The organism is Cupriavidus sp. BIS7 (assembly GCF_000292345.1).
GTDB lineage: Bacteria > Pseudomonadota > Gammaproteobacteria > Burkholderiales > Burkholderiaceae > Cupriavidus.
The window spans coordinates 23,017-43,301 of record NZ_ALOU01000091.1 but is presented as its reverse complement, the minus strand read 5'-3'; the positions used below and the strand labels follow the sequence as shown (position 1 = coordinate 43,301).

Annotated in this window: 13 protein-coding genes; 10 read left to right on the top strand and 3 right to left on the bottom strand. The window is 64.2% G+C overall.

The window, feature by feature from the left end:
* The first annotated feature begins 199 nt into the window (after positions 1–199).
* The 3 genes from B552_RS0125170 to murI all read left to right on the top strand — a co-directional run bounded on the left by B552_RS0125170 (position 200) and on the right by murI (position 3,807).
* Positions 200–1,120: a DMT family transporter gene (locus B552_RS0125170; protein ID WP_019451830.1), complete on the top strand. Its 921-nt coding sequence runs from the start codon at positions 200–202 to the stop codon at positions 1,118–1,120.
* A gap of 187 nt (positions 1,121–1,307) precedes the next feature.
* On the top strand, positions 1,308–2,831 hold the full coding sequence (locus B552_RS0125165; protein WP_019451829.1) for a fumarate hydratase: 1,524 nt from the start codon (positions 1,308–1,310) through the stop codon (positions 2,829–2,831).
* Positions 2,832–2,994: 163 nt separating this feature from the next.
* Positions 2,995–3,807 carry a glutamate racemase gene (gene murI / locus B552_RS0125160; protein ID WP_019451828.1) on the top strand — a complete coding sequence of 271 codons (813 nt, stop codon included), beginning with the start codon at positions 2,995–2,997 and terminating at the stop codon, positions 3,805–3,807.
* On the opposite strand, the gene B552_RS0125155 is transcribed toward murI, so the two are convergent.
* Complete coding sequence (locus B552_RS0125155) at positions 3,797–6,112, bottom strand: ATP-binding protein (RefSeq protein ID WP_019451827.1); 2,316 nt, start codon at positions 6,110–6,112, stop codon at positions 3,797–3,799. The two genes, murI and B552_RS0125155, sit on opposite strands and share 11 nt — an antisense overlap.
* 466 nt (positions 6,113–6,578) lie before the next feature.
* Between B552_RS0125155 and B552_RS0125150 the strand changes: the two genes are divergently transcribed.
* From B552_RS0125150 to B552_RS0125135, 4 genes are all read left to right on the top strand, one after another.
* Positions 6,579–7,244: an energy transducer TonB gene (locus B552_RS0125150; RefSeq protein ID WP_019451826.1), complete on the top strand. Its 666-nt coding sequence runs from the start codon at positions 6,579–6,581 to the stop codon at positions 7,242–7,244.
* A gap of 47 nt (positions 7,245–7,291) precedes the next feature.
* A complete protein-coding gene (locus tag B552_RS0125145; protein ID WP_019451825.1) occupies positions 7,292–8,023 on the top strand; it encodes a MotA/TolQ/ExbB proton channel family protein in 732 nt (243 codons plus the stop codon).
* A gap of 32 nt (positions 8,024–8,055) precedes the next feature.
* Entirely contained in the window at positions 8,056–8,469 is a 414-nt protein-coding gene (locus B552_RS0125140) for a biopolymer transporter ExbD (protein WP_019451824.1), read from the top strand.
* Between the two features lie 189 nt (positions 8,470–8,658).
* Positions 8,659–8,985: a hemin uptake protein HemP gene (locus B552_RS0125135; protein WP_019451823.1), complete on the top strand. Its 327-nt coding sequence runs from the start codon at positions 8,659–8,661 to the stop codon at positions 8,983–8,985.
* A 211-nt stretch (positions 8,986–9,196) separates the two neighbouring features.
* Here B552_RS0125135 and B552_RS0125130 read toward each other — a convergent pair whose 3' ends face one another.
* Both B552_RS0125130 and B552_RS0125125 read right to left on the bottom strand, forming a co-directional pair.
* Complete coding sequence (locus B552_RS0125130; RefSeq protein ID WP_019451822.1) at positions 9,197–9,604, bottom strand: heme-binding protein; 408 nt, start codon at positions 9,602–9,604, stop codon at positions 9,197–9,199.
* A gap of 275 nt (positions 9,605–9,879) precedes the next feature.
* Positions 9,880–10,206 (bottom strand): hypothetical protein, encoded by a 327-nt coding sequence (locus B552_RS0125125; protein WP_026036033.1) that lies wholly within the window; start codon positions 10,204–10,206, stop codon positions 9,880–9,882.
* 1,115 nt (positions 10,207–11,321) lie between these two features.
* Here B552_RS0125125 and B552_RS0125120 point away from each other — a divergent pair.
* From B552_RS0125120 to glgB, 3 genes are read left to right on the top strand one after another with little or no spacing between them, the layout of a single operon-like run.
* Entirely contained in the window at positions 11,322–14,633 is a 3,312-nt protein-coding gene (locus B552_RS0125120; RefSeq protein WP_035880328.1) for an alpha-1,4-glucan--maltose-1-phosphate maltosyltransferase, read from the top strand.
* Positions 14,630–18,016: a maltose alpha-D-glucosyltransferase gene (gene treS / locus B552_RS0125115; RefSeq protein ID WP_019451819.1), complete on the top strand. Its 3,387-nt coding sequence runs from the start codon at positions 14,630–14,632 to the stop codon at positions 18,014–18,016. The genes B552_RS0125120 and treS overlap by 4 nt, the downstream gene beginning before the upstream one ends.
* Position 18,017: 1 nt before the next feature.
* Entirely contained in the window at positions 18,018–20,273 is a 2,256-nt protein-coding gene (gene glgB, locus B552_RS0125110) for a 1,4-alpha-glucan branching protein GlgB (RefSeq protein ID WP_019451818.1), read from the top strand.
* The last annotated feature ends 12 nt before the right edge of the window (positions 20,274–20,285 follow it).

Here is a 20,285-nt window from a genome sequence, read left to right as displayed (position 1 = left end):
GACGGTCCACGCGCGCATCCCCAATTCGGGATGCTGCATCGCAACAGATCGGACAGGCCTGACTCGGGAGACGTGGGGGCGCAAGTGCAGTGGGCTCTACTAAGTTAGCACAGCTATAATGCGCCGGACCCTATACCCGAACGCGGCGCACGCCCTTTCTCGCGGCGTATCACGTCGTGACCTTCCCGCCCGACGCCCCTTGCCCATCCACGCCCTTTTCCTGATCGCCGCCATGGCCCTCGTCGGCAGCAACGTCGGCCTGGGCAAGTCCATCATCGCCGAGGTGCCGGTGCTGCTGTTTGCACTGCTGCGCTTCCTGATCGCCATCGTCTGCCTTTCGCCGTGGTACCGGCCCGCGCGCATGCGCCAGGTGTCGCGCGCCGAATGGCTGAACCTGTTTCTGATGGCGTTTTTCGGCACGTTCATGTTCACGCTGCTGATGCTTGGCGGCGTGCGGCTGACCAGCGCGATGGCGGCGGGCGTCATCACCAGCACGATCCCGGCCACGGTGGCCATCCTGTCATGGCTGTGGCTGCGCGAACGGTTGTCGCGGCGGACCGTGATGTCGGTGCTGCTGGCCGTGTCAGGCATCGCGGTGCTCAATATCGCGCGCGGCGGTGGCGGCCACGGCGACAGCGCGGGCGGTAGCGGCGCGCTGATCGGCAACCTGATGATCCTTGGCGCAGTGGTGTGTGAATCGATCTACGTCATCCTGTCGCGCCGGCTTTCCCAGACGCTGGCCGCGATCGAGATCTGCGCCTATACGCACCTGATCGGCGGCGCGTTGATGCTGCCGCTGGGCCTGGTGCCGTTGTTGACCTTCGATTTCGGCAGCGTGGGCACCACCACGTGGGCCATGCTGCTCTGGTACGCGCTGTCTGCCAGCGTGTTCTCGTTCTGGCTCTGGATGAAGGGCATCCGCCATGTGCCGGCCCAACTGGCGGGCGTGTTCACATCGGTATTGCCGGTGGCCGCTGCGGTCTACGGCATCGTCGTGCTCGGGGAACAGCCTGGCTGGGCCCATGGCGTGGCGCTGGCCTGCGTGCTGGCCGGCATCGCGCTGGCAAGCTGGCCCGGCCCGATCGCGCGCCGCGCGCTGGGAAGCGACCCGTCCCGGTAACGTCCGGTCAGGGACCAGCCAGCGATCGGCACAAGCGGCGCACCGGCCCCCTCTCCGCGCCGGGGTGATGCAATCGCCCCACTTTGTCGACCAAGAGGCATGTCGACGGCTGTATGCATTGCGGCAGCCATCGCCATCACGGTGTATGATTCCGGGCTGTGTTTCACCGCTGCCCATCCCCCACAAAATGACAGTCATCAAGCAAGAAGACCTCATCCAGAGCGTCGCCGATTCCCTGCAGTACATCAGCTACTACCACCCGATGGACTACATCACCAGCCTGGGCCGCGCCTATGAGCTGGAACAGAGTCCGGCCGCCAAGGATGCGATTGCGCAGATCCTGACCAACAGCCGCATGTGCGCCGAAGGCAAGCGCCCGCTGTGCCAGGACACCGGCATCGTCACGGTCTTCCTGAAGGTGGGCATGAACGTGCGCTGGGATGGCGCCACGATGAGCCTGGAAGACATGGTCAACGAAGGCGTGCGCCGCGCGTACAACGACGTGGACAACAAGCTGCGCGCCAGCGTGCTGGCTGATCCGGCCGGAAAGCGTACCAACACGAAGGACAACACGCCGGCGGTGATCAACATGTCGATCGTCCCGGGCGATACGGTGGACGTTATCGTCGCGGCCAAGGGCGGCGGTTCCGAAGCCAAGTCGAAGTTCGTGATGCTCAACCCGTCGGACTCGATCGTTGACTGGGTGCTCAAGACCGTGCCGACCATGGGCGCAGGCTGGTGCCCGCCCGGCATGCTGGGCATCGGCATTGGCGGCACGGCAGAAAAGGCCATGCTGCTGGCCAAGGAAGCCCTGATGGAGCCGATCGACATTCAAGACCTGATCGCCCGCGGCCCGAGCAACCGCGCCGAAGAACTGCGCATCGAGCTGTACGAGAAGGTCAACGCACTGGGCATCGGCGCGCAAGGCCTGGGCGGCCTGGCCACCGTGCTCGACGTGAAGGTTCTTGACTACCCGACCCATGCGGCCAACCTGCCGGTGGCGATGATCCCGAACTGCGCGGCCACCCGCCACGCACACTTCACGCTGGACGGCAGCGGCGTTGCCAAGCTGGAAGCGCCGGACCTGTCGCAATGGCCGAACGTGGAATGGGCACCGAACACCGAGACTTCGAAGCGCGTGGACCTGAACACGCTGACGCCGGAAGAAGTGGCCTCGTGGAAGCCGGGCCAGACGCTGCTGCTGAATGGCAAGATGCTGACCGGCCGCGACGCCGCGCACAAGCGCATCGCCGACATGCTGGCCAAGGGCGAGAAGCTGCCGATCGACTTCACGAACCGCGTGATCTACTACGTGGGCCCCGTGGACCCGGTACGTGACGAAGTGGTTGGCCCGGCTGGCCCCACCACCGCCACCCGCATGGACAAGTTCACCGACACGATGCTGTCGCAGACCGGCCTGATCGCGATGATCGGCAAGGCTGAGCGCGGCCCCGTGGCGATCGAATCGATCCAGAAGCACAAGTCGGCCTACCTGATGGCCGTGGGCGGCGCGGCCTACCTGGTGTCGAAGGCGATTCGCGGTGCGAAGGTCCTGGCCTTCGAAGACCTCGGCATGGAAGCCATCTACGAGTTCGACGTCAAGGACATGCCCGTGACGGTGGCCGTGGACAGCTCGGGTACGTCGGTGCACAAGACCGGCCCCGCCGAGTGGCAAGCACGGATCGGCAAGATTCCGGTCGCGGCTGCCTGATTCGTCGCTGCTGTTCTGCTCCCCTCTCCCGCTCCGCGGGAGAGGGGTTGGGGGAGAGGGTATCGAGGTTCAAATTGCGACTATCGCATCTTGAACTACCGGCCCTCTCCCCCGCCCCTCTCCCACAAGTGGGAGAGGGGAGAAACCCCTCCCTGCTCCGCGCGTGAACCCCTCCCCCATCGGCATCTTCGACTCGGGCCTTGGCGGCCTGTCCGTGCTGCGCGAAGTGCGCGCGCTGCTGCCGCATGAGTCGCTAATCTACTTCGCGGATTCGCGCTACGCGCCGTATGGCGAAAAGCCCGAACGGTTCGTGGAGGCCCGCACGCTGCAGGTTTGCGAGTGGCTGGTCACGCAGGGGTGCAAGGCACTCGTCATCGCCTGCAATACGGCCACGATGCACGCGGTGCAAACGCTGCGCGAACGGCTGGGCGTGCCGATCATCGGCGTGGAACCGGGCCTCAAGCCCGCAGCTGCGGCCAGCCGCAGCAAGGTGGTGGGCGTGCTGGCCACGGCGAATACGCTGAAGAGTGCAAAGTTCAACAGGCTGCTGACCTCGCTCGGCAATGAGAGCCGTTTTCTCTGCGAGGCAGGCATCGGGCTCGTGCCGCTGATCGAACAGGGCGACGTTTCAAGCGAGGCCGTTCGCCAGAAGCTGAACAACTTTCTCACGCCGATGCTTGAAGCCGGCGCAGACACGCTCGTGCTCGGCTGCACGCACTATCCATTTCTGTCCGAAACGATTGAAGACCTGGTTGGCAACCAGCTGGCGCTAATCGACACTGGCGTTGCCATCGCACGCCAGCTCGCGCGCAAGCTGGCCGAGTTCGGTCTGGCTTCAAGCCCCGATGCGCAGCCGACCATGCGCTACCTGTCGACCAAGGACGCCGCGCATCTGCGCGAGATGGCCGCTGCGCTGCTGCACGTTGAAGCCAACGCGGAAACCATCGCCATCGAGCCTGCCCCGCCTACTGAATAAAGCCCAGCGGCTTGTGGTGCCGCACCTCGGGCTTCACCGCGTGCTCCTGGCGAAGCTGCGCCAGGAATTCGTCGGGCGTCAGCGCTTCGCCAAGCACCACGGACTGCCGCTTGACCGTCGCGAAGTCGCCCGGCGTCAGGCAATCCATCGCATCGAGTTCGCGGTGAATCGCGTCGGTGATTCGGCTCTCGTCGCCGTCCAGCGCCTCGTCAACGAACATCGACATGCGCTGCGCGGGCTTGAGCGCCAGGAAGCGGATCTTGAACGAGAAGCGGCGCAAAGCAGCCTCGTCGATCCGGTCGAACAGGTTGGTCGTGCAGATGAAGATGCCGTTGAAACGCTCCATGCCCTGCAGCATCTCGTTGACTTCGGAAACCTCGTAGTTGCGCACGGCCTGCTGGCGGCTCTGCATGAAGCTGTCGGCCTCGTCGAGCAGCAGCACCGCACCATCCTCCTCGGCACGTGCGAACATCGCCGCAATCTGCTGCTCGGTTTCGCCCACATACTTGCTCATCAGGTCCGATGCACGGCGGATCATCAGCGGCAGGTCCAGTTCGGCCGCGATATGCTCGGCCAGCGCCGTCTTGCCCGTACCGGGCGGCCCATAGAAGCACAGCGTACCGCGCTGCCGCGCCCCAAGTGCCTGCACGATCTTGTCGACCGCGTAGCGCGTTTCAAGGTTGAGGTTGTCCAGCCGGTAATGCGTGACCACGGGGCGCGCTTCGGCCTCGGGCCGCAACCCCATCGCACGATCCGCGTGTTCGAGCTGGCGCAGGATCAGCGCCTCCACGGGCTCCTCGACGTCGGGCCGCGCCAGTTCCACGAATCGCGCGGCAGACTGCACCTGCGCCGGCGTCAGCGACTTGCGCGCGGCTAGCGTCGCAACGAAAGCGTCGCTGACCGCCAGCCCGCCAAGGTGCTTGCGGATGATGTTCTCGCGCACGAGCGGCGGCGGGATCTTCAGTTCGAGATGGAACTGGAAGCGCCGCAGATAGGCCGGATCGATCTGCCGGATCGAGTTCGAGATCCAGATCACGGGCACCGGGTTCTGCTCAAGCGTCTGGTTGACCCACGCCTTGCCATTGACCGAGCCGCGCGTGTCCTCCTGGCCGAACAGGCTCATCAGCTCGCGCGCGCTGCCCGGGAACACGTCCTCCACTTCGTCAAACAACAGCGCCGTGCGCGGGCGCCCACGAAGAAATGCCTGGGACACCTGCAGCGAACGGTAGCGATCCTTGCCAGACAGGCTGTTCCCATCGCGATCGAAGCAATCGACCTCATAAAGCTCGCAGCCAGCTTCGCGCGCCACCAGCCGCGCGAACTCTGTCTTGCCGGTGCCAGGCGGACCATAGATCAGCACGTTCACACCGGCGGCATTCTGGCGCGTGGCGTTGGCCAGCATCGCAGTCAGGTAGCGCGCGTCGGTCTCCACATGCGGATAGTCGCTGGTGCCCAGCGTCGGCGGGGCCGCGGGCCGCGTAAAGACCGCCATCATCTCCGCTTCGCTCGCATAGTTGCCAAGCAGCACGTGCAGCAGCCGGTCGGAAAGCCGCATCAGATCGCCCAGGTCCGTGACGCTGTTCTCCGGTAGCGGCTGCTCGATCAGATTCAACGTTTCCAGCCGGGAGCCGGGGCGCAGCGACACGGCGATATCGCCCGCACCCGCTCCAGTCAGGCCAGCCAGGATCTGGAATGCTTCCTGGCTGTGGGCCACCTTGCAGTCCACCATCACCGCGCGCAGATCACGCTTGTACTTGGCCAGTGCGGCGTACAGCAGCAGCTTCCTCTCGTGCTCGGGCAGGTTGAGCACGTGGCTGAGCATGTCGATATTGCGCACCAGCAGCACGCGCTCGCCATCGAGCCTGGCTGCGATGGCCGCGGACGAAGCGGCAAACACCGCGAACATGTCCTTTGCGTGGTACTTGACGTACTCGTCGAGGTAATAGAACAGCGCGCTTTCGTCGAAGGCGCTGTTCCACTGGCCGTGTCGCTCAAGGAATTCTTCGGGAGACAGCCGCCCGGCGCCCTTCCACGCGGGCATGTCGGCACAGCGGGCCGACAGGAAACGCTGCACGCGCAGCACCACCCCATAGGGCCAAACCATTTCCTGCGCGCTGACGGTCAGCACATCATTGATATTGCTGCGCAGATTGAAGCGGGGGCCGAGCGCGCAGACCACGCGCAGTGCGAACTGGGCGCACATCCAGTCCAGTGCCGACGTACCCTGTGTTCCGGCCGACGCGCGCAGCAGCGTGGTGCGGTCGTCCAGCATGCGGTCGTCATCAGCAAAACGGGTAAAGTCCATCGCCGGTTCCCCTCGCACAGTGTGCACGGTGGCATGGGGCGTCCTGACCGCGGGGAACGCACTGCGCCTGTGCCGTGTCTGCCGCTAATGGTTGTAGATGTTAATCCTAGCGCGGTTTTGCGGGTATGGAACATGGAGGAGCCGCGCGGACGCGGGCTTGCCCACGTAACGCACAGGCAACTTCGGGCCAGTCATTGATGCGGCCCGCATCCAGGAACCGAAAGAAACGCATTCACGCATTGCACAAATTGCAACAAATAAGAATCATTATCGTTTATACTATCCCGCTGATACGCTGCCCCAAGAGTGGCGCTCCCCGCTGGCAACCCGTTTCGTCGAGGTCTGTTTTTCTGGAGCGTTATCATCATGGAATTGCTATTGAGCCTGCTGGTCGGATGTGGCATCTCGCTGATCCTGTTCTACCGCAAGTGATTGCGCCCACGGGCGTACACCTGTCGTTCTACTCATGTTCGATCAACGATTCTTCAAGATCACCATCGCAGTCCTGCTGTTTCACGCAGGACTGCTTTATTTGATCCAGAGCGGCCTGGCTCGAAAGATGACCGAGGCCGTCATCGCCCCCGAGATCATCGCTCGCATCATTCCGATGGAGCCGCCGCAGCAGCCGCCGGCTCCGGAGCCGCCCAAGCCCCAACCGCAGACGCCGCCGAAGCAGGTCAAGGTGGTAACGCCGCGCCCAGCGCCGCCCCAACCGCAGCCGACGCCGACTCCCGTGGCATCGCTGCCGCCTTCGCCGACCGCGATTGAAGCGCCGCCGGCACCGCCCGCGCCGCCTGCCCCGGCACCGGAACCCGCAGCAGCGCCGGCCGCGCCGGCAAACTCTGCGCCGCGTGCCGTGGGTATGGATGAAATTGAATGCTCGAAGCCGCAACCCATCTATCCTCGCCAGTCTCAGCGTATGGGCGAAACGGGTACGACGCTCGTCCGCCTGACGATCGACGAGAACGGCAAGATTGTGAAAACCTCGGTGGCAAAGTCCAGTGGATCGACGCGCCTTGACGATGCCGCAATTAACGCGGTACAGGCCATGCGTTGCAAACCCTACATGCTCAATGGGCGTGCAGTATCCGTATCACCATCGCAACCGATTAACTGGCAGTTGACCAACTAGCCTTCCGAACCTCTCTGTATCACCTAAACACCTTCTCAGGAACCACCATGCAGGACCTCGGACTCTCCCACCTCTGGTCGCAAGGCGATTTCGTCATGCGCGCGACCGCCATCATTCTGCTGATCATGTCGCTGCTGTCGTGGATCGTGATTCTCACCAAGGCGTGGGATCTGATTCGCCTCAAGAAGATGGCACACGGTGCGGAAAAGCGTTTCTGGCACTCCGACGATTTCGACCACGCGCTGGACACGCTTGGCGCCAACGACGCCAACCCGTTCCGCATGCTGGCCATCACCGGCCGCGAGGCTGCGCAGCACCATCGCGCAAGCCAGCCGCAGCTGCATGACGCACTCGACATCTCCGACTGGCTGACCCGCTCGCTCAAGAGCGCGATCGACGAAGCCGTGGCGCGCATGCAGTCCGGCCTGGCCGTGCTGGCATCGGTTGGTTCGACTGCTCCGTTCGTCGGCCTGTTTGGCACCGTCTGGGGCATCTATCACGCGCTGATCGGCATTGGCGCCTCGGGCGTGCCGACGATCGACAAGGTGGCCGGCCCCGTGGGTGAAGCGCTGATCATGACGGCCTTCGGCCTGGCCGTGGCCATCCCTGCCGTGCTTGGCTACAACGCGCTGAGCCGTGGCAACAAGGGCGTCATCAGCAAGCTCAACCGCTTTGCGCACGACCTGCACGCCTACTTCGTGACGGGCGCCCGTGTGCGCCCGACCACTTCAGGCAGCCGTGCCGACGACGCATCGGTGCGCCTGGCCGTCAAGAACTAAGCGTCGATCGCTGACGCAGGAAGGAAAGCATCATGGCATTCGGCACGCTCGACGGAGACGATGACGAGGTAATGAGCGAGATCAACATGACGCCGCTGGTCGACGTCATGCTGGTGCTCCTGATCATCTTCATCATCACGATTCCCGTCATCAATCACGCGGTGAAGATCGACCTGCCGCGCGCAACCAACCAGCCCAACGACGTCAAGCCGCAGAGCGTCAATGTCTCGATTGATGCGCAGGGCAAGGTGTTCTGGAACCAGCAGGAAGTCGACGACGCCACGCTCGATCAGCGCATTGCGGAATCCGCCCAGCAGCAGCCGCAGCCCGAGCTGCATCTGCGTGCGGATCGCGACGTACGCTATGAACGCGTGGCACAGGTCATGGCTGCCGCGCAGCATGGCGGCCTTGGCAAGATCGGGTTCATTACCGAACCGAAGCACTGATCCGGCAACGCCGCATATCAGCAGAGGGCACCCCAAGGGGTGCCCTTTTTCATTTTCACAGGCTTGCGCGGGGGCTCAAGCCCATCCGCAGATGTAACGGTTTTCGAACTCGCTTGTAATGATAACAATTCTCATTTATGCTCTTGTCCATCGTCACTGAAACCCCGAACACTTCGTACGGAGAAGACCATGAGCACACTGAGCCTGCCGATGTCGCAACCGCGTGAAGTCACGCGCCGCCGCCTGTCCCTGCGACGCGTGGAGGTTGCGCCGCAGGCCCGGCGCGAGGTCTCGCCGGCCTCGTCGGCCATTGAAACCGTCAAATCGGCAGTTGCCGCCCTGCCCGCCCGCCTGGAAGCCCTGATGCGCCAGGATGCGCCGGCAGATGTCAGCACCGCCCAGGCCGTACCGCTGGAAGCGATCATGCGTGGCGCCACCACGCTTCCGATCCTGCACAACGGTAACGTCTATACGCTGCGGGTAACGCGCTACGGGAAACTGATCCTGACCAAGTGATCGACCGGAATGCCGGGCTTCGTCACTGTGTCAGACAGCTAAGGACTTTTGTGGGGACCGCCCCCTTGCGGGGCGTTGGGCAGTAGCCAGTCGATCGGTCCAGCGGTACAGCAAGCACTCCAAACCCCTTGCCGTGCCGGCCGCGCCAGCCATGCCACCTTTTTATTCCGCCCCGCGGGCATCGCGCCTGCGGGGCTTTTGCATTGGCCGATCAGAGGCCCAGCGAAGCAATGCCGGCGCGCGCAATCTGCGCGTCTTCGGTCGACTTCACGCCCGACACACCGATAGCGCCAACAACCTGGCTGTTCACGACGATAGGCACGCCGCCTTCGAGCATCCCGTGCAGCACGGGTGCGGTCATGAACGAGTAGCGGCCATTGTTGATCATGTCTTCGTAGATCTTGGATTCGCGACGGCCCAGAGCTGCGGTACGAGCCTTCTCCGTGGCGATATAGGCCGAAATCGGCGCCACGCCGTCCAGGCGCTGCATGCCGAGCGGATGACCACCGTCGTCAACGACCACAATCGTGACGGCCCAGTTGTTGGCCGTGGCTTCGGCCTCGGCGGCGGCCATCACCTTCTTCACATCATCGGCCGTCATTACGGTTTTTTGCTGCATACCTCTCTCCATCGGTTCATATCGGGGACGAGGCCGCAGTATATCGCTCCGAAAGGCCGTCGGAGTGCAAGGTACGAATCAGGGAAAGGTGAAGGTCCTTAACACGGCTGCTGCTTGACGCGCGCCTTTTACAAAAGGCTGCCACTGCATTTTCCAGAATCTTCCGACAAGGCTCGGAAAAGCGAACGACAGAAACGAACGACAGAAACGAACGACAGAAACGGAAAAAGCCCCATTGCGGGGCTTTTTTCCGTTAATGGCCATCAACTGACCGGTTAATCGCGCCAGTGGCCGTGTCCGTGGCCGTGACCACGCCAGCCCGGGCCGTAGTAGTAGCGCGGGCCGCCGCGATAATAACCGTAGCCGCCGTAGTAGACCGGTGCCGGGCGCACGTAAACCGGAGGCGCGCCATAGTAGACCGGCGCAGGCGCCACCACCACGGGCGGCGGAGAGTAATAGACCGGCGCAGGCGGATAGTACGCCGGAGCGCCAATCACCACGCCCGGCACGCCGATCGCCACGCCAACGCTCACGTGCGCCATTGCAGCGCCCGACACCAGCGCGGCGGCTACACCGAATGCTGCGAACAACCAACGTTTCATGATCGTGCCCCTCTTGGAGTTATTAGGTCTCGATAACCGTATTGTAGGGGGTCACGATTTTTCAGGTGAAACGGCAGGGGCTACATTGTTACTACCGGTAACAGACGAAGCACTTTTTCGGCTGCCGTGGAATGGCTTGCATCCTGCACGCTAAGCCACCACAATACCGGGCTTGCCGTGCGGCCGTGGACAATTTGGTTGATGCAGGGGACTTGAGAACTGCGCTGCCAATTCAATACAGCCACCTCCAGACGTAACGTCAAAAGAAAGAGGTGGCCAGGTTCCAACGCATTGCGCCACGCCCGAGTGGTGAAATCGGTAGACACAAGGGACTTAAACAATTTGAGCCTTCGGGGGGAAACGCCCGGAGTGAAGCCCGTCAAATTCGGCGAAAGCCCTGGATGCCCCGGCATCCGAGCCAACGCCGAGCCAAGCCCAGGCCCATGGCCGGGAAGGTGTAGAGAGCAGACGGCGGGCACCTACGGCCGCAAGGCTATGGTGAAGGCGTGCTCCAGCCCACGAACGGCGCGCAAGCGCGGGCGGCGAAAGCCGAAGTGGGAAGAAAATCCCTCGCCGAAAGGCGTGCCGGTTCGATTCCGGCCTCGGGCACCATTTCGGAAGCCACCCCTGTCTGTGCAGGGGCGGCTTCCTGTCAATCCGCAATCCGACACCTTCCGACACCTGTCCTTCCGACACTTGTCGCGCCACCCCGCGCGCGGCCGGCGTAGCACTCCACATCGTCCGCATCTGCCGTCCGTATCTGCCGTCCGTATCTGCCGTCCGTATCTGCCGTCCATATCTGCCGTCCATATCTGCCGTCCATATCTGCCGTCGGCCACGGCGACGCATGCACGTGCGTCGACATGGCCCCGGTATCCACATTGAGCAGTTCAGCGCACGAGGTCTTGCGAGAATCGGACATCGCCCGACATCCGCCAAGATCGATCGCAACTAGAACACAAGAATGACTGACTCAATCTGGCCTTTGCTGCCCCGCGGTTGAAGCATTCCCGGCCGTTGCATCGGTGTCGGCACAGCCTGCTCAAGACGTCATGGAAGCGAACTCGCTCGCGCGCAGTGTCGTTCCTGGGTACGCAACGCCAGGGACTTCCAACGTGCGAATCTGCCAACTGAACCTGACCGACTCGCGGGCGGTCGATGACGAAACACTGGCGCGAACCGCGTCACTCGGATTCGACCACGTATTGCTCAGCGGCTGGTCAGTGCCCCAAGTGCGAGCCGGCTGTCTGGCGGCCGCGGTGAAAGCGTGCCGAGACCGCGGGTTGGCACCATTGCTCGAACTCGCACTCGATCGTTTTCCGAACGACTCGGCCGGCATGCATGACGGGTGGATCGATCATGCACGCCCGGCGGGCGCCCCTCATGCGACTGACAGCCATCTGCGCGGCGTGCGCTTGCGTTGGTTTGACGACGCCATTGCCGAACAACTGGTGGCGTGGTGGAGCGCCCAGCTTGACGAAGCAGTAGCAACCGGCGTGGCCGGATTCTGCTGCCGCGCGCCCGCGCGCGTGGCCGGACGGCATTGGACCGAACTGATCGATACCGTGCGCCGCGACGGAGACATCGTCTTCCTTGCCTGGACACCGGGCACGACGCCGGAGCAGCTTGACGATCTGGCAAGCGCCCCGTTCGACGGCGCGTTCTCATCATTGCCCTGGTGGGACTATCGCAGCGTGTGGCTGGCAGAGGAATTTGCCCGCCTGCGCCGTTTTGGACGCGTCCTGACGGCGCCCGCGCTGGCGCCCGACGGTGCCGACGTACTCGTTGCTCGCCGCGCGCTATGGACGGCAGCCGCGCTTGGCGATGGCTGGCTGGTGCCCGCCGGGTACGAGACCGGCGCGGCATTGAATGATTCAACGCCGATGCTGGCGAATGGCGCAGATCCCACCGCCATCATTGACGCCCCCTATGACCTGACCCATGAGGTCACGCAAGCCAACACATGGCTTGCGGCACGCGACCCGGAGCCCGCTATCGCGGTCCGGCAAGTCAGCGGCCCCGACGCGCCATTGACCGTGCTTGCACGCGTACCCGGACGCACGGCCAATGGAGCAGATGGGACCAATGGGACCAATGGTGGCGATGAAGTCAACGGCACCACCGATGCGCCGGCATTGGCGATAGTCCTGAACCCTTGTCCAGTTCATCCGGCTTCGCTCGGCGCCGACCGCGTGCTGGGCGCGCTGCCCGAGCCATCGGGCTTGCTCAAGGCAGCGAACGGCGGGCCAGGCGGATTGCTTGATACCGCTAACTGCCTTGATCCGTGCAGCACGATCACGCTGCCCCCGGCCGATATCCGCCTGTACGAAGCGATACCGAAGGGCGTCACCCCAATCACGATCGCCACGGCACGGTCCAGCGCGACGGATCGTGACCTGGCCGCCGCCTTGCAGGCATCGCGCATCGCCATCGAGAACCTCTCGCCATCCGCAGACAACGGGCGCTTTGCAGTGCGACGCACCGTTGGCGAGCGTGTGGAGGTAGGCGCCGATATCTGGATGGATGGGCATGACAAGCTTGCGGCAGCCGTACTGTGGCGCGCGCCCGGCGAGCAGGGCTGGCACGCGTCGCCGATGGAGCACGTTGTCAATGATCGCTGGCGTGGCAGCTTTCCCATGATGGCACTTGGCCGCCACGAATTTACGGTGGAAGCATGGCGCGACGGTTTTGCGAGCTGGCTCGACGAAGTCGGCAAGAAGAGAAAGGCCGGCGTCGATATCACGCTCGAAATCGAGGAAGGTGCGCGGCTGGTCGCCAGCGCGCTGAATGCCCCCGAAGCGAGTGCGATTCCCGGGTCGAACGCGATCGTCGCCGACCTTCATGCAGCCGCGGGCAACGATGGCTTGCGGCTGGAAATCCTGCTGTCGCCGCGCACGGAAGCAGCGATGCGCGCTTCGATGGATACGCCATCGGGCAGGCCATTCGCAAGCCGCCACCCAGTCATCATGCCCGTGGAGGCCGACCGCCTGGCTGGCCGCTTCGCAAGCTGGTACGAACTGTTCCCGCGATCGGAGAGTGGCGATGTCAACCGGCACGGCACGTTCGACGACGTGATCCGGCGCCTGCCGGCGATCCGTGCGATGGGCTTCGACGTGCTGTACTTCCCGCCGATCCACCCGATTGGCCAGACCCATCGCAAGGGCAAGAACAACAACCTCAAGGCCGCGCCCGGTGACGTTGGAAGCCCCTATGCCATTGGAAGCGCCGAAGGCGGATACGATGCGATCCACCCGCAGTTGGGCACGTTCGATGACTTCCAGCGCCTGCGCCGCGCGGCGGCCGACCTGGGCATCGAGATCGCGCTCGACTTCGCCATCCAGTGCTCACCTGACCATCCGTGGCTGCGCGAGCATCCAGAATGGTTCTCGCACCGGCCAGACGGCACATTGCGCTACGCGGAGAATCCGCCCAAGAAGTACGAAGACATCGTCAACGTCGACTTCTACGTTGCGCCGCCGGCTCGCGAGCAGCTATGGACTGCCTTGCGCGATGTGGTGCTGTTCTGGGTCGAACACGGCGTGCGTATCTTCCGGGTCGACAACCCGCACACCAAGCCGCTGCCGTTCTGGGAATGGATGATTGCAGACGTACGCGCCAGGTATCCCGACACGCTGTTCCTGGCCGAAGCGTTCACGCGCCCCAAGATGATGGCGCGGCTGGCCAAGCTCGGGTTCTCGCAGTCCTACACCTACTTTACGTGGCGCAACACCAAGGCTGAACTGACCGAGTACATCACCGAACTCACACAGACTCCGCTGCGCGAGTTCTACCGGCCACACTTCTTCGTCAACACGCCCGATATCAACCCGTACTTCCTTCACAAGGGAGGACGCCCCGCATTCCTGATCCGCGCGGCGTTGGCCACGCTGCTGTCTGGGCTCTGGGGCATGTACAGCGGCTTCGAAGTCTGCGAGAGCGCACCGCTGGTCCTCAATGGGGTGGAACGGGAGGAGTACCTCGACGCCGAAAAATATGAGTTGCGCGTGCGCGACTGGACCCAGCCCGGCAATATCGTCGCCGAGATCTCGCGACTGAACCAGGTTCGCGCGAGTCATCCCGCGTTGCAGAGCCACTTGGGCGTGCGCTTCTACCACGCCAGCGACGGCGCGGTGCTCTACTTTGCACGCTTCGTCCCCGGCAGCAGTGCCACCGGCGCCGTGTTCGGCGACGACGTGCTGCTGGCCGCGATCAGCCTCGACCCGTACCAGGCGCACGACGCGGACATTGAACTGCCGCTATGGGAGTGGGGCCTGCCGGACCACGCCTCGCTCGACGCCCAGGACCAGATGTCGGGTCATCGATTCACATGGCATGGCAAGCGCCAGCACATCCGCCTGGACCCCGGGAAGCTTCCGTTCTCGCTCTGGCACGTCAGGCCGATACAGACACCGGGAGAGACGGCATGAAGCGACTATCCGATCGCGCCAGCGCCGCGCTGCTCAACGCCGACCCGCTCTGGTACAAGGATGCGGTCATCTATCAACTGCACATCAAGTCGTTCTTCGATGCGAACGGAGACGGCGTGGGCGACTTCGCCGGCCTGCTGGCCAAGCTCGACTACCTCGTCAATCTCGGCGTGGATACGATCTGGCTGCTGCCGTTCTATCCGTCGCCGCGCCGCGACGACGGTTACGACATCGCCGACTATCGCAACGTGCACCCGGACTACGGCACGCTGTCCGAGGCGCGCCGCTTCGTTGCCGCAGCCCATGCGCGTGGCCTGCGCGTCATCACCGAACTGGTCATCAATCACACCTCGGACCAGCACCCGTGGTTCCAGCGCGCCCGCAAGGCCAAGGCAGGCTCGGCCGCGCGCAACTACTACGTATGGTCGGACGACGATCAGACTTACGCGGGTACGCGTGTCATCTTCTGCGATACCGAAAAGTCGAACTGGAGCTGGGACGCCGAAGCCGGGGCCTACTTCTGGCACCGCTTCTATTCCCACCAGCCGGACCTCAACTTCGACAATCCGCACGTGCTCAACGAGGTGCTGTCGGTCATGCGCTTCTGGCTTGACATCGGCGTGGACGGGCTGCGGCTCGATGCCGTGCCGTACCTCGTCGAGCGCGAAGGCACGTCGAACGAGAACCTGCCCGAAACGCACGAGCTGATCCGCAAGATACGGCGGCACCTCGATGAACGGTATGCCGGCCGCATGCTGCTGGCCGAAGCCAACATGTGGCCCGAGGATGCACAGCAGTACTTTGGCGGCGCCAGCGGCGGCGGCACCGCAGACGTCACGGGCGCGGCCAGCCCCGACGGCATCCGAGGCGACGAATGCCATATGGCATTCCACTTTCCGCTGATGCCGCGCATGTACATGGCGATTGCACGCGAGGATCGTTTCCCGATCACCGACATCCTGCGGCAAACGCCTGAAGTGCCGCCCACTTGCCAGTGGGCGATCTTCCTGCGCAACCATGACGAACTGACGCTGGAGATGGTTACTGGCAGCGAGCGTGACTACCTCTGGGAGGTCTACGCGTCCGACCGCCGCGCGCGTATCAATCTCGGCATCCGCCGCCGCCTGGCGCCACTGATGGAGCGTGACCGCCGCCGCATCGAACTGATGAACAGCCTGCTGTTCTCGATGCCCGGCACGCCCGTGATCTACTACGGCGACGAGATCGGCATGGGCGACAACATCCATCTGGGCGACCGCGATGGCGTGCGTACGCCGATGCAATGGTCGCCAGACCGGAATGGCGGCTTCTCGCATGCCGATCCGGAACGGCTGGTATTGCCACCGCTGCAGGGCCCGCTTTATGGCTATGAAGCGGTCAACGTCGAGGCCCAGACGCGCGACCCGCATTCGCTGCTGAACTGGATGCGCCGCATGCTCGCGCTACGGCGCCAGCACCGCGCATTCGGGCGCGGCACGCTGCGCTTCCTGTTCCCCGGAAATCGCAAGATCCTGGCCTATCTGCGCGAATACGACGACGAACATATCCTCTGCGTGGCCAACCTGTCCCGCGCACCACAGGCCGTGGAGCTGGATCTGTCGCAATTCGAAGGCCGTGTACCGGTGGAGATGCTCGGTGCCACGACCTTCCCCGCAATCGGCCAACTGACCTATCTGCTGACGCTGCCGCCCTACGGCTTCTACTGGTTCGTGCTGAGCGAAAATGCGCAGCCGCCAGCGTGGCATGTCGAGGCCCCCGAACAACTGGTGGAACAGGTAACGCTGGTGCTGCAGAACAACGGCCAGCCCGGGCTGACCGAATCCGCGCGGCGCACGCTTACCACCGAGGTGCTGCCCAACTACCTGGCCCGGCGCCGCTGGTTCGCGTCGAAGGGCAAGCGCATCGACCACGTGACCGTGGCATACGGCTGGCCGATCGTACAAGGCGACGGCGAGGATATCTGGCACTGTGAAGTGGAGGTCGCCATGCCCGGCCACACCGAGTGCTACCAGCTCCCCATGGCACTGCTGTGGGACCGCGAAAGCACCGATGGCATGTCGCAACTCGTCAATGGCCTGTCAATGGCACGCATACGGCGTGGCAGCCGCGTTGGCATCATCACCGATGGCTTCGTCATCGAATCCTATGCACGCGCGCTTGTCCGGGCGCTGCGCGAGAGCACCGAGGCCAGCACGTCGCGCGGCGTCATCCGCTTTCTTCCCGAGCCCGGCATCGCAACCACCGCGCTGGATGACGAACCCGTGCAATGGATGTCCGCCGAGCAATCGAACAGCTCGCTCGTGTATGGCAACACGGCAGTGCTCAAGCTGGTGCGCCGTGTGGCCGGCGGCGTCCATCCGGAAGCTGAGATGACACGCTACCTGACCAGCCACGAGTACGCCCACGCGGCACCGCTGCTAGGCGAAATCGTACGCACCGGCACCGATGGCACACCGCACACGCTGATGCTGCTGCAAGGCTACATCCCCAACCAGGGCGATGGCTGGGACTGGACGCTGGATTACCTGGGCCGCACCATCGACGATGCGCTGCCGTCCGCCGAAGGCGAAAGCGAGTTCGCCGAAGCCATGGGCGGCTACGCGACGATGATCGGCACGCTGGGCAGGCGGCTGGCCGAACTGCACGCGGTGCTGACCGCGCCCACCGACGACCCGGCGTTCGCATCGGATTCCGCCACCAGCAAGCAGGCTCGCGACTGGGCCGACGAGGCGCTGAACCTGCTCAATGAAGCGCTCGATCTGCTCGATGAACGCCGCGCCAGTGCCACCGGCAACTTTGCAGACGATATCGAAGCGCTGCTCGCGTCGCGGGACAAACTGCCCGAGCTTGTCGCTGGTCTGGCCACGGCAGCACCGGGTAGCCTGCAGTCGCGCATTCACGGCGACTTCCACCTGGGACAGGTACTGATCGCACAGAACGACGCGTACATCGTTGACTTCGAAGGCGAGCCGCGTCAGCCGCTGGCGTTCCGTCGCCGCAAGACCTCGCCGCTGCGCGACGTAGCGGGGCTGCTGCGCTCCCTTGACTACGCCGCCGCGACCGTCGGCACCGATCGCCAGGAACGCACGCATGCCGCGCTGCCACCGGAACTGGCCGAACGTCGCGCGGCCCTGCTCGACCAGTTCCGCGATACGGCCAGCGAAGCGTTCCTGGAGGGCTACCAGCAAACCATGGCCACGCTGGAGCGTCCATGGGTCACCCCGGAACAGCTGCGCCCGCTGCTCGACCTGTTCCTGCTCGAGCGTGCCGCCTACGAAGTCGGCTATGAAGCCGCCAACCGCGTCGCATGGATCGACCTGCCGACCAGCGGCCTTGCCCGCCTGATTCGCAAACTGCTGGGAGATGCCGATGCCCAGGTCTGATATGCCCACCCTCGACGTGCCGGCACCAACGCTGCCGGCCCCGGTCATCGACGCAATCGTGGCGGGCCGGCTGGCCGATCCGTTCAGCGTACTTGGCCCGCACCGGGACGAACACAGCGTGGTGGTGTGCGCCATGTTGCCCGGGGCGGCGTCGGTGCACCTGACCGACGCCAACGGCGCGACCGTTGCGGAAATGACGCCGCTGCATGGCGAAGGCGTGTTCGCGGGCCGGCTCCCCGACGAGTTGCCTTTGCAGCCCGCCCAGCACGATTACCGCCTGCGTATCCACTGGGCCGACGGCAGCGAACAGACCAGCGCCGACCCGTACGCATTCGGCCTGTTGCTTGGCGACTTCGACCTGCACCTGTTCAACGAAGGCCGCCATCTCGAACTCGGTCATTGCCTGGGCGCCCAGTGCCTGATCGTGGACGGCGAACCCGGCGTGCGCTTTGCCGTGTGGGCGCCGAATGCCCAGCGCGTCTCGGTGATTGCCGACTTCAACGGCTGGAACCCGGTGCGGCACCCGATGCGGCTGCGCCACGGCTCCGGCGTGTGGGAAATCTTCATTCCGAACGCGATGGGGGCCAGCGCCGGCAGCCGCTACAAGTACGACCTGATCGGGCCGCACGGCGAAGCGCTTCCCGACAAGGCCGACCCGCTCGCGCAGGCCGCAGAGATGCCGCCTGCAACGGCCTCGGTCGTGGCCTGTTCAGGTCACGGCGCCCCGCCGTTCCGCTGGAACGATGCCGAATGGCAGGCGCAGCGCACACGGACCGATGTCTACGCGGCGCCAATGTCAGTCTACGAACTCCATGCACTGTCATGGCAACGCGCTGCCAACGACACCGCGCGCGGCTGGGAGATCCTGGCGGAACAGCTGGTCCCGTATGTCCGCGATCTTGGCTTCACCCATATCGAACTGCTACCGATCACCGAGCATCCGTTCGGCGGCTCATGGGGCTATCAACCGCTGTCGTTGTTTGCGCCAACGGCACGGCTGGGCTCTCCCGCACAGTTCGCCGCCTTCGTCGATCGCTGCCATCAGGCAGGGATCGGCGTGATCCTCGACTGGGTGCCCGCACACTTCCCGACCGACCCGCATGGCCTGGCGCAGTTCGATGGCACGGCGCTTTACGAGCACCAGGACCCGCGCGAAGGCTATCACCAGGACTGGAACACGCTGATCTACAACCTTGGCCGCAATGAAGTGCGCGGCTTCCTGCTGGCCGGCGCGGTGCATTGGCTCGAACATTTCCATATCGATGCGCTGCGTGTGGACGCCGTGGCGTCGATGCTGTACCGCGACTACAGCCGCGAGCCCGGGCAATGGGTGCCCAACCGCTTTGGCGGCCGGGAGAACCTTGAAGCGGTAGCCTTCCTGCGCGAGCTGAACACGGTCGTGCGCCAACGCTGCCCGGGCACGCTGATGATTGCCGAGGAATCGACAGCATGGCCCGGCATCACCGCCAGCGTGGAATCGGGCGGACTTGGCTTCAGCTTCAAGTGGAACATGGGCTGGATGCACGACACGCTGCGCTACCTGTCGCACGAACCAATCCACCGCGCGTGGCACCACAGCGACATGACATTCGGCATGGTCTACGCGTGGTCAGAGGCCTTTGTATTGCCGCTGTCGCATGACGAGGTCGTTCATGGCAAGGGTTCGATGATCGGCAAGACGCCCGGAGACGACTGGCAGCGCTTTGCCAACCTGCGCGCCTATTACGGCTTCATGTGGACCCATCCGGGCAAGAAGCTGCTGTTCATGGGCGGCGAATTTGGGCAATGGCGCGAATGGAACCACGATGCGGAACTCGACTGGGACCTGCTGGACCAGCCAGCGCACCGCGGCGTGCATTCGCTCGTACGGGATCTGAACCGGCTCTATCGCGACCTTCCCGCGTTGCACGCGATGGACCACCAGCCCGATGGCTTCCAGTGGGTGGTGGGAGACGATCATCAGAACAGCGTGTTCGCGTACCTGCGCCGCGCCGCGCCGCCCAGCCGCGAGGTTGTATTGGTTGTCGTCAACATGACTCCTGTGCCGCGCCATGGCTACAGGCTCGGCGTACCGCTGCCCGGCGCGTGGGAGGAATGCCTGAACACCGACGCCGCAAGCTATGGCGGAAGCAACCTGGGCAACTACGGACAGGTGGAGGCCGATGCGACACCGTCGCACGGCCAGCCGGCGTCGTTGGCATTGACGCTGCCGCCGCTGGCCACGCTGGTGTTGCGCCCCCGGCAGCACCACGCCTGACCGGCATAGGGA

What these genes read in the sequence shown, in the direction of transcription:
- B552_RS0125150 (WP_019451826.1), top strand. Translation starts at nt 6,579, where the DNA reads ATGTTCGATCAACGATTCTTCAAGATCACCATCGCAGTCCTGCTGTTT.
- B552_RS0125165 (WP_019451829.1), top strand. Translation starts at nt 1,308, where the DNA reads ATGACAGTCATCAAGCAAGAAGACCTCATCCAGAGCGTCGCCGATTCC.
- B552_RS0125140 (WP_019451824.1), top strand. Translation starts at nt 8,056, where the DNA reads ATGGCATTCGGCACGCTCGACGGAGACGATGACGAGGTAATGAGCGAG.
- B552_RS0125155 (WP_019451827.1), bottom strand. Translation starts at nt 6,112, where the DNA reads ATGGACTTTACCCGTTTTGCTGATGACGACCGCATGCTGGACGACCGC.
- B552_RS0125125 (WP_026036033.1), bottom strand. Translation starts at nt 10,206, where the DNA reads ATGAAACGTTGGTTGTTCGCAGCATTCGGTGTAGCCGCCGCGCTGGTG.
- glgB (WP_019451818.1), top strand. Translation starts at nt 18,018, where the DNA reads ATGCCCACCCTCGACGTGCCGGCACCAACGCTGCCGGCCCCGGTCATC.
- B552_RS0125135 (WP_019451823.1), top strand. Translation starts at nt 8,659, where the DNA reads ATGAGCACACTGAGCCTGCCGATGTCGCAACCGCGTGAAGTCACGCGC.
- treS (WP_019451819.1), top strand. Translation starts at nt 14,630, where the DNA reads ATGAAGCGACTATCCGATCGCGCCAGCGCCGCGCTGCTCAACGCCGAC.
- B552_RS0125130 (WP_019451822.1), bottom strand. Translation starts at nt 9,604, where the DNA reads ATGCAGCAAAAAACCGTAATGACGGCCGATGATGTGAAGAAGGTGATG.
- B552_RS0125145 (WP_019451825.1), top strand. Translation starts at nt 7,292, where the DNA reads ATGCAGGACCTCGGACTCTCCCACCTCTGGTCGCAAGGCGATTTCGTC.